Here is a 9,293-nt window from a genome sequence, read left to right as displayed (position 1 = left end):
ATGTAGCTTAGCATATATTGGATCTGGGGAGTGCTCCACTGTTCTCTCCATGTTCCTTGTAACTTGTTCACCATATCAGTTCATTATAAAAATCTTAGATTTTTGTCTTGACAACTGAGCCACTATAAAGTATGCAATTTTGCAACTGCATACTTAATTCTTATCTCTTTTGACTATTTCCAATTTTTCAGGCTTGGAATCAACACACCTCCCAGGCTGTTTCCCAACGTCATAATTATCAGATAAACAATTGTTTTTAACGACCATGCTCCTGCAATACTAAAATAAAACATATTAGCAATACAATGTTCAAATCCACTTAATATAAAAACACTGACACAGATAAACAAAATCAGAGGATTCTCTTTCTCCTTAAATCCATCTACAGCAATATACATTAAAATACCACAAAAAATGGCAAGCAGGAAAATACTCAACGGTTCATCTGCCAGCTTCGTCTCACAGATACCGACTGCATTTTCACGGATCCCCTGAATCCTTGTATTTAAAACTGCCACTGCCCCAATCCAGGTACCTGCCAGATTACCAAGCCAAGTAATAGCCAGAAGGCCCAGATATTCTATCTTGTCGCTCTGAACAACCAGATATCCGACCTTTCCTGTGTAAAGAAAGAGACCATTTAACACAATAGCATACAATCCTACAGCAAATAACAGGGATCCAATAATTTTATTATCCACAGATAAATATACTGTTCCACCAATTGAAATTGCAAGTCCTGCTCCTATAGCCAACAAAAACATCTTAATATTCTTCTTCATCTTCTCCTCCTACACCCCAATTAGGAAAACTGACGATTTCTTTTCAATTCTCTTTTTACAAATTGTTCTAAAATGGTGTTCCCATGAGATCATACGGTGTTACCTGATATACATAATAATTCAGCCAGTTCGTATAGAGATTATTTGCCGTTGCCCTCCATGTCAACAATGGTTTATTCTCCGGATTATCATCTTTGTAATAATTTTTCGGTATTTCAATTGGAAGACCTTTACTCAAATCTCTCTTATATTCTCCGTCAAGTGTAACTCTGTCATATTCTGGATGTCCCATCACAAAGATCTGGCGGCCGTCCTGGGCCATAGCAAGGAACAGACCGGCTTCTTCTGACTCCGCAAGTACAGTTAATCTCTTATCTGCGCGGATTTTATCCATCGGTACCTCTGTATGGCGAGAATGCGGTGCCAAAAAAACATCATCAAAACCTCGAACTAATGGAATCTTCCGATTCAAAACTTTATGCCAGAACACACCAAACACCTTTTTATCCATCTGTACTTTATCAATTCCATAATGATAATAAATTCCTGCCTGTGCTCCCCAACAAAGATGAAGTGTTGATGTCACATTTTTTTTCGTCCATTCCATAATTTCTGTTAATTCATCCCAATAATCAACTTCTTCAAATGGAATCTGCTCTACAGGCGCACCAGTAATGATAAAACCATCAAATTTCTGATTCTTAATTTCTTCGAATTTTTGATAAAATTTGTTCAAGTGACTTACGGATGTATTCTTAGCCTGATGACTTGAAACCATCACAAAAGTAACGTCCACCTGCAACGGCGTATTAGACAGCGATCTTAATATCTGAAGTTCTGTATCCTCTTTTAGAGGCATCAGATTTAAAAGTCCGATCTTAATTGGGCGGATATCCTGATGCGTCGCCCGGTGTTCATCCATCACGAATATATTTTCACTTTCCAGTATCTCTTTTACCGGAAGATCATTTTGAACTCTAATTGGCATAATACTTATTCCCCTTTTTCTTTCTTTTCTTCATTTATCGCCATTCTCTGCTCTTCTGAATGGCAGTAATTTCCTTCGTCATCAACGTAGCTCATAGCATCATAATACTTAGATTCTTCTGGCAATTTCTTCCGCTCCAGTCGATAATTAATAATCATCTCCGCAATGTAATAGATAACTGCAAATGTAGGAACACCCATAATCATTCCTACGAATCCGAACAATCCTCCCCCAAGAAGAATTGCCACGATAACCCAAAAAGCCGATAATCCTGTAGAATTTCCCAATATCTTCGGTCCCAGGATATTCCCATCAAACTGCTGCAGTAACAAAATAAAAATAATAAAATAAATTCCCTTGACTGGATCCACCAACAGAATTAAGATTGCACTTGGAATCGCACCAATATATGGTCCAAAAAATGGAATCACATTGGTAACTCCGACAATTACACTGACCAGAACCACATAAGGCATCTTCAATATGCTAAGAACTATAAAACATAATACTCCAATAATCGCCGAATCAATAAGTTTCCCAATAATAAATCCACCAAATATCTCATTACCTTTTGTAGTCAGATGAAGTATCATGTTCGCATGTCTTGGAGAAAAAACAGCATAGACACACTTTTTTGTCTGACGTGTAAATAGTTCTTTACTAAATAGCAGATAGATAGATATAATTACTCCGATCAATGCATCAAACAATTCACTTAGAAAATTAATCATTCCTACGGTCAAATTCGACATGAATGCATTCACCTTATCTAAAAAGTCGGTCTTCAACCAGTTTAGAAACATATCAGTTCCTTCTTGTATCCCTGTCTTGACTAATTTTGATGTAGTAGAATCGTTAAATTTCACGTCACTAAGTTCATTTACCAATTCGGTCAACTGTCTTGGCAATGTAAAAATCAAATTCCGAATACTTGAATATAACTCCGGCAACAACAGATTACACAATGTCACAATTAGCACAACCATCAAGACCAGCGACACAAAAATACCAACACCACGCGAAATCTTCTCTGCTTTTTCACGTTTCTTTATGTATCTTTCCAAAGCAGGCACAAGGTATTTATCAATTTTTCTAACAATTGGATTCAACAGATATGCAATCACGCAGCCATATACCACCGGCTTCAAAACTCCGAAAACAGTCAGAAAACCATCCGAAAGATTCGTTAGTCTTAATAATACAAAATAAAATATAAGGCTGGCCGCAATCACAAGAAAATATGACATTCCCCTGCTAAACTGCTGGCGCAGCTTGGAAGGTCCTCTTCCTCCAATCTTTGGTCTGCTGGAATAATAAGCCTGTCCACTTGAACTTTTCGACTTTTCCTGTTCCTCTTTTTTTGGCTCTTCTTCCATGTTCATTCTATCATCCTCTTCCCTACGCAGATAAAATAATTATACCCTTTGCGCAAATCCTCGTCAACTAAAAAAGGGAAGCTCAACGCTTCCCTTTCCCTTTTAACATCCACACTTGAAAGTGGCACATTCTGTCTGTTCGCACTGACAAGCATCGCTTCCTTCTACACTGATCTTTCCGGCATGACATTTACATTCGTCATTATACATACATTCAGTTGCCTTACAATCAATATCACTTTTCGAAGAAGCTTCTCCTGTTACATTGCTGTAAGAATCTCCCTTACGTTCTTCAAAACTATCACAACAGGTCTCTTCTGAACGCTTCGCAGAATTTCCTCCCACCACAATGCTGTCCAAATCACAATAGAAATTCTTGTTATGAGTACATGTCTGTACTGTACATTTTAATTCTGGCATAATCTTACCTCCTAAATATTATAAAATATCATGGTATATTATGCCCTGTTTTCTAAGCTTTAACCGTCTGTTTAGTCCTCTTTTACAACTTCACGCTGTGTCTTGGAATCAATCTCCTCTTTGATATCTTTGATAAATGCTCCAATCTCTTTCTGACCTTCATCACCAGCAAAACGACTTCTTACAGATACCAGATTCTGTTCTTCTTCCTTTGCGCCTACTACCAGCATATAAGGAATCTTATTCATCTGTGCCTCACGGATCTTGTAACCGATCTTCTCAGCTCTTTCATCAATCTCAGCACGGATTCCTGCAGCTTCCAGTTCAGCCAGCACTTTCTGTCCATATTCCAGATGTTTCTCTGAAATTGGAAGTACTTTTACCTGTACCGGCGCAAGCCAGGTTGGGAACGCTCCTGCAAAATGTTCGATCAGAATACCGATAAAACGCTCGATAGAGCCAAATGCAACACGGTGAATCATGACCGGACGATGCTTTTCTCCATCTGCGCCTGTATATTCCAGATCAAAACGCTGTGGCATCTGCATATCAAGCTGAATTGTACCACACTGCCAGGTTCTTCCAATGGAATCTTCCAGGTGGAAATCAATCTTCGGTCCATAGAAAGCTCCATCGCCTTCATTTACAACATAATCAAGTCCAAGATCATCTAATGCACCTTTCAGACCTTCTGTAGCCATTTCCCAATCTTCATCACTTCCCATGCTGTCTTCTGGACGAGTAGAAAGCTCTACGTGATATTTAAATCCAAAAAGGCTGTAAACTTCATCAATCAATCCTGCAACACCCTTAATCTCATCACGGATCTGATCCGGAGTCATAAAGATATGTGCATCATCCTGTGTAAAGCAGCGTACACGGAATAATCCATGAAGCGCTCCAGATTTTTCATGTCTGTGTACCAGACCAAGTTCTCCTACACGAAGCGGAAGATCCTTATAAGAACGAGGTTCTGATTTGTAGACCAGCATTCCTCCAGGACAGTTCATCGGCTTCACTGCATAATCTTCCTCATCGATTACAGTCGTATACATATTATCCTTGTAATGATCCCAGTGTCCTGAATTCTCCCAGAGATGTCTGCTTAATATAATCGGAGTAGAGATCTCAACATAACCATTCTTCTTATGAAGATCTCTCCAGTAATCCAACAATGTATTCTTAAGAACCATTCCTTTTGGCAAGAAGAATGGGAATCCCGGTCCCTCATCACACATCATGAATATTCCAAGTTCTCTTCCTAATTTTCTGTGATCACGCTTCTTTGCTTCTTCCATCATGTGCAGATAATCATCCAAATCTGCTTTCTTTGGATAAGATATACCATAAATTCTGGTCAGCATCTTATTCTTTTCATTTCCTCTCCAGTAAGCGCCAGCCAGACTTGTCAGCTTAAATGCCTTCACATTCTTTGTTGACATCAAATGAGGTCCTGCACAGAGATCTACGAACTCTCCCTGCTGATAGAAACTGATTTCCTCTCCTTCTGGAAGATCTTCAACCAATTCCACTTTATATGGTTCATCTTTTTCTTTAAAATATGCGATTGCTTCTTCTCTGGATTTTGTAAATCTTTCGATTGGCAGAGCTTCTTTCACAATCTTCTTCATCTCAGCTTCAATCTTTTCCAGATCTTCTGCCACAAATGGAGTTTCTCTGTCCAAATCATAATAGAATCCATTGTCAATAGATGGACCAATGGCGAGTTTTGTCTCAGGATAGAGACGTTTGATTGCCTGTGCCATAATATGGGATGTAGTATGCCAGAATGCACCTTTTCCATCCTCTGAATCAAATGTTAAAAGTTCCAATTCACAGTCTTCAGAAATCTCTGTTCTCAGATCTACGATATCTCCATTGACCTTTGCACAAGTTGCTGCTCTTGCCAATCCTTCACTGATATCTTTTGCAATGTCAAGCACTGACATGCTTGCGGCATATTCTTTTGAAGAACCGTCTTTTAATGTGATTTTCATGTTTTTACCCTCTCTTTTCTTAGTATTGCAAGCTATTTATTTTTATGGTTTTCTAAACCTTTTGCAAACATATTATGGAAATCCAGGCATGCCCGTTTTAGAGACAGTGGTTTCCCTTCTCGATTCAGGAAACAATGTCTTGTGAATCCTCGACAGCACACCATCTGTGTCTTGGAAGAAATCACTTCATATCCTACCGTCAACTTGACTCCATTATATTCCTTAACAAAAGTCTCTATTGTAACGGTATCGCCAAAATGAACCATTCTAAGATACTCAGCCTCCACCGATAAGACCGGACTTATGATCCCTTTCTCTTCCATCTGATCATATCCCATGCCCATCTGCTCCATATAGTCTGTCCGTGCTTCCTCGAACCAGCGAATATAATTGGAATGATGCACAATTCCCATCTGATCAGTTTCATAATATTGCACCTTATGTTGATAAGGTTTCCATTCATCCATTCTTACACCTTCTATTTTATTTAAAATAAATTCTTTCGCAATCTGGATGTTCTCCGGACCACCCAGTCGGCTGCATTGTTCCGATTCGATACATATCCTCTGAAGTAATTATAAAATCAAAAACATCCTGATTCTGTTTCATACGTTCATATGATGAAGCCTTAGGAAGTGGTATCACATTTCTCTGAATCGCATAACGAATACAAATCTGTGCCGAAGAAACTCCATACTTTTCTGCAAGTTCAACAAGCAATGGATGCTCCAACACTCTTGTTCTTCCCAAAGGACTCCATGCCTGCACAAGAATTCCTTTTTTCTGACAATAATCTAACGTCATCTCCTGCGTATGTCCCGGATGAAATTCAATCTGATCAACAGCCGGACGAATCTGCGTATTCTGAAGAAGATTTTCCAGATGATGCGGCAGAAAATTGCTGACACCAATCGCCTTAATCCTTCCTTCCCGGTATAATTCCTCCATTGCCTGCCAGGTCTCAATATCCAACTGCTTCCAGTCTTGATATCCTGCCTCTGGCAATGGCCAGTGAATCAGATACAAATCCAGATAATCCGTCTGCAGCTTTTCAAGCGAAGATTCAAAAGCTTTTTTCACATTGTGATATCCCATATCACCCTTCCATAACTTAGACGCCAGAAAAAGCTCTTCTCTTTTCACTCCTGTCTCCCGGATTGCCTCTGCAAGATATTCCTCATTCTGGTAAAATGAAGCCGTGTCAAAATATCGGTAACCAGATTCTATCGCTAATCGAATACCCTTTGCGCCACATCCGTCAGATGATTTATATGTGCCAAATCCAACACACGGAATCTTGACCCCATTATTCAATTCATAACAATCATAAATGCTTTTCATATTGATTACCCTTTACTCAAAGTTTCTTATAGAATAAAAAATCCCTTACAGCATCAGCTGTAAGGGACGAGTCATTCTCTTCTCGCGGTTCCACCCTGCTTGCCCTGGCATCAAATACCAAGACCACTTTATTACTGATGATAACGGAATCACCGGACTGTTTTGCAGTCACTCAGAGGTAGTTTTCAGAAGGTTCCTAAATAAGAAGCTTTCAGCCAATGACTTCTCTCTCTGCTATTTATTTCCCAGCTTACTCGTCTCATCAACGTATTTTCCATATATGAAAACATTATAACACGGTCATTTTCTTTGTCAAGATAATATCCACATCTTCCACACGGCGAAAAATTCCCGGGTCATATAATTTAGAAGCAACACTGGGTGACAGCTTGCAGCTATCGGACATGGGTGTTGATAGCCGAGCTTTCTCGCATAACGTAAGGCGCGATACATATGAAAATTATTCGAGACAATTCCTATCTCATCTTCCATACATTCTATGTACTGAGAAGATAACTTTAAATTCTCTTTTGTTGTCCTCGACTGATCTTCCAGAATGATTCGATTTTGCTCGATTCCACATGAGATTAAGTATCCCGCCATAGCTTCCGCTTCTGACACTTCTTCTCCTTTTCCTTTTCCGCCGGAGACAATCACTCTGGTATCTGGATGTCTTTCCAGATATTCTTGTGCCTTATCAAGCCTGCGTTTCAGAGAATCCGTAATACTTCTCCCTTTCACCTGTGCACCCAGGACAATCAGACAAGAAACTTCTTTTCGTGTCCTTGGGAACATGCCTGTTACAATGATTCCTTCTGTAACAATAAACAGAAGCATGAAACATGTCAGGATCTCCCAGACCATCTCCTGCACTTCAAAACTGCTTGCCAGACACCAGCATAAGATCATCAGAATCCCTGTCACCAACCAGAATCTTGAAAACGTTGAATTCCATTTTCTTAATACAATACACAAAAGTATATAGTACGTCAGACATAATATTCCCAAAACTAAAAACATTATTTACCACAACACTTCTTATATTTTTTACCAGAACCACATGGACACGGATCGTTACGTCCAATCTTCTTCTCTTTACGAATCGTACCTGATTCTTTCTGTTCTTTATAAAGTTTCTTTAACTCTTCCTCGGAATAAATATCTTTCCACTGTGGAAGTTCATACAGCCAGTCAGCCTTTGCAGCTACCATGTTTTTATATAATTTTTCTTTGTCAAATGCCAGACTTACTACTGTATCCTCATCCATTGTCTCGATTGGATTCGCTTCTTTCAGGCTTTCATTGATTCCATCCAGGAAACCAACCATAGTCAATACTTCCTGACCATACTTTTCAGCTAATTCCTTGACTGTTCCCTTTACTTCTTCATCTGGATTCGACAGAAGCTGTTCATAGATTTCTTTTTCAATTTGAAAATAAGTCCCCCAGAATTTCTGAAGCTGTCCTCTGTCAGCTTTTTCATTATAAGCAATATCTTGCCATTGTTCTAATAATGTACGACTCATATTTTCTATACTCCTTTGTATTCATTTGCAATTTTCTCTTGCTCTTTATATAATATACTAAAGTCTTGAAAAGATGTAAAGGATGATTCTTATGAAAAAAGTAAAACGTATTCTGTCCGCTATTGGTGCAATTCTACTTTTTAGCATGTATGCCAGTACGCTCTTGTTCGCGCTGATTGACCATTCTGCCTCCAAAGGTATGTTAAAAGCGTCTATTGCCTGCACTATCATATTCCCAGTGCTTCTCTATGCTTACACGCTTGTCTATAAACTTACAAAAGACAATTCGGCAGATATCGAAGACGCTGAACAAACAGATGAATCTGTAGCCTCCGGCCACAACCAAAATTAAGAAGAGACAGGTCCTCCAATTCGACCTGTCTCAGCTTTTATCCTTATACATATAATTCTGCCAGAACCATTGCATGATCCTCTTTTGCAATTCCTCCCCATCTTTTGTTTTGCTCATTTTCTCTGACTTTTTTTCTTTTCGTAAGGTATTCCTCCATCGATATTACCTCTGGGTAGTTTTCTTCTCTTTTTTGTCGCATCGTAATACCTCCATTCTGTTATTCATACTCACGCCTTATTATTATATTGGTACTCATCCTAAAATATGCCTTCTTTTTACAATTTCAATTCTCTTTTATTCTATCTGATAAATGTGTCTGGGATGTGGATGAAACCTAAAATATTTATTAGAGATTTCTTAAGTGGGAATTTAGATGAGTTAGTTGGTAATTGGGTGTGTACGGCGAGAGGATGGATGGGATGGTTGCCATTGCGGAGTCCTTCGCTAAGAATCCATAACAGGAAAAGAAGCAGATATTTTGTGACCAGGCTGATTCACCCCGAAATCTTGA

The 9,293-nt window shown here is 39.0% G+C and carries 11 protein-coding genes and 1 other annotated feature; of the genes, 1 reads left to right on the top strand and 10 read right to left on the bottom strand.

Annotated elements, in window-relative coordinates; translation table 11 throughout:
* Positions 1 to 173 precede the first annotated feature (173 nt).
* The 9 genes from JQM81_RS12850 to JQM81_RS12810 form a co-directional block, all read right to left on the bottom strand.
* The gene (locus JQM81_RS12850) at positions 174 to 782 is read right to left on the bottom strand and encodes a formate/nitrite transporter family protein (RefSeq protein ID WP_235234177.1); all 609 of its coding nucleotides are present in this window, start codon (positions 780 to 782) and stop codon (positions 174 to 176) included.
* Positions 783 to 849: 67 nt separating this feature from the next.
* The gene (gene metA / locus JQM81_RS12845; RefSeq protein WP_235234176.1) at positions 850 to 1,770 is read right to left on the bottom strand and encodes a homoserine O-acetyltransferase MetA; all 921 of its coding nucleotides are present in this window, start codon (positions 1,768 to 1,770) and stop codon (positions 850 to 852) included.
* A 5-nt stretch (positions 1,771 to 1,775) separates the two neighbouring features.
* Positions 1,776 to 3,152 carry an AI-2E family transporter gene (locus JQM81_RS12840; protein ID WP_235234174.1) on the bottom strand — a complete coding sequence of 459 codons (1,377 nt, stop codon included), beginning with the start codon at positions 3,150 to 3,152 and terminating at the stop codon, positions 1,776 to 1,778.
* Positions 3,153 to 3,248: 96 nt separating this feature from the next.
* On the bottom strand, positions 3,249 to 3,566 hold the full coding sequence (locus tag JQM81_RS12835; protein WP_235234173.1) for a DUF1540 domain-containing protein: 318 nt from the start codon (positions 3,564 to 3,566) through the stop codon (positions 3,249 to 3,251).
* 71 nt (positions 3,567 to 3,637) lie between these two features.
* A complete protein-coding gene (gene thrS / locus JQM81_RS12830) occupies positions 3,638 to 5,563 on the bottom strand; it encodes a threonine--tRNA ligase (protein WP_235234172.1) in 1,926 nt (641 codons plus the stop codon).
* Between the two features lie 32 nt (positions 5,564 to 5,595).
* Complete coding sequence (locus JQM81_RS12825; RefSeq protein ID WP_235234171.1) at positions 5,596 to 6,030, bottom strand: acyl-CoA thioesterase; 435 nt, start codon at positions 6,028 to 6,030, stop codon at positions 5,596 to 5,598.
* 16 nt (positions 6,031 to 6,046) lie between these two features.
* Positions 6,047 to 6,904: an aldo/keto reductase gene (locus JQM81_RS12820; RefSeq protein WP_235234170.1), complete on the bottom strand. Its 858-nt coding sequence runs from the start codon at positions 6,902 to 6,904 to the stop codon at positions 6,047 to 6,049.
* 59 nt (positions 6,905 to 6,963) lie between these two features.
* Positions 6,964 to 7,179 (bottom strand) — a binding site (T-box leader).
* A 37-nt stretch (positions 7,180 to 7,216) separates the two neighbouring features.
* Entirely contained in the window at positions 7,217 to 7,924 is a 708-nt protein-coding gene (locus tag JQM81_RS12815) for a YdcF family protein (RefSeq protein ID WP_235234168.1), read from the bottom strand.
* Positions 7,924 to 8,430 (bottom strand): SEC-C metal-binding domain-containing protein, encoded by a 507-nt coding sequence (locus tag JQM81_RS12810; protein ID WP_235234166.1) that lies wholly within the window; start codon positions 8,428 to 8,430, stop codon positions 7,924 to 7,926. Before JQM81_RS12810 ends, JQM81_RS12815 begins: the two co-directional genes overlap by 1 nt.
* 91 nt (positions 8,431 to 8,521) lie before the next feature.
* Here JQM81_RS12810 and JQM81_RS12805 point away from each other — a divergent pair, with 91 nt between their 5' ends.
* The gene (locus JQM81_RS12805; RefSeq protein ID WP_235234164.1) at positions 8,522 to 8,782 is read left to right on the top strand and encodes a hypothetical protein; all 261 of its coding nucleotides are present in this window, start codon (positions 8,522 to 8,524) and stop codon (positions 8,780 to 8,782) included.
* A gap of 43 nt (positions 8,783 to 8,825) precedes the next feature.
* On the opposite strand, the gene JQM81_RS12800 is transcribed toward JQM81_RS12805, so the two are convergent.
* Entirely contained in the window at positions 8,826 to 8,981 is a 156-nt protein-coding gene (locus JQM81_RS12800; RefSeq protein ID WP_235234161.1) for a hypothetical protein, read from the bottom strand.
* Positions 8,982 to 9,293 lie beyond the last annotated feature (312 nt).

This window comes from Faecalicatena contorta, from assembly GCF_021531895.1.
Classification (GTDB): Bacteria; Bacillota; Clostridia; order Lachnospirales; family Lachnospiraceae; genus JAFBIX01.
The sequence above is the reverse complement of the archived record's forward strand: the minus strand, read 5'-3'. Positions and strand labels throughout refer to the sequence as shown.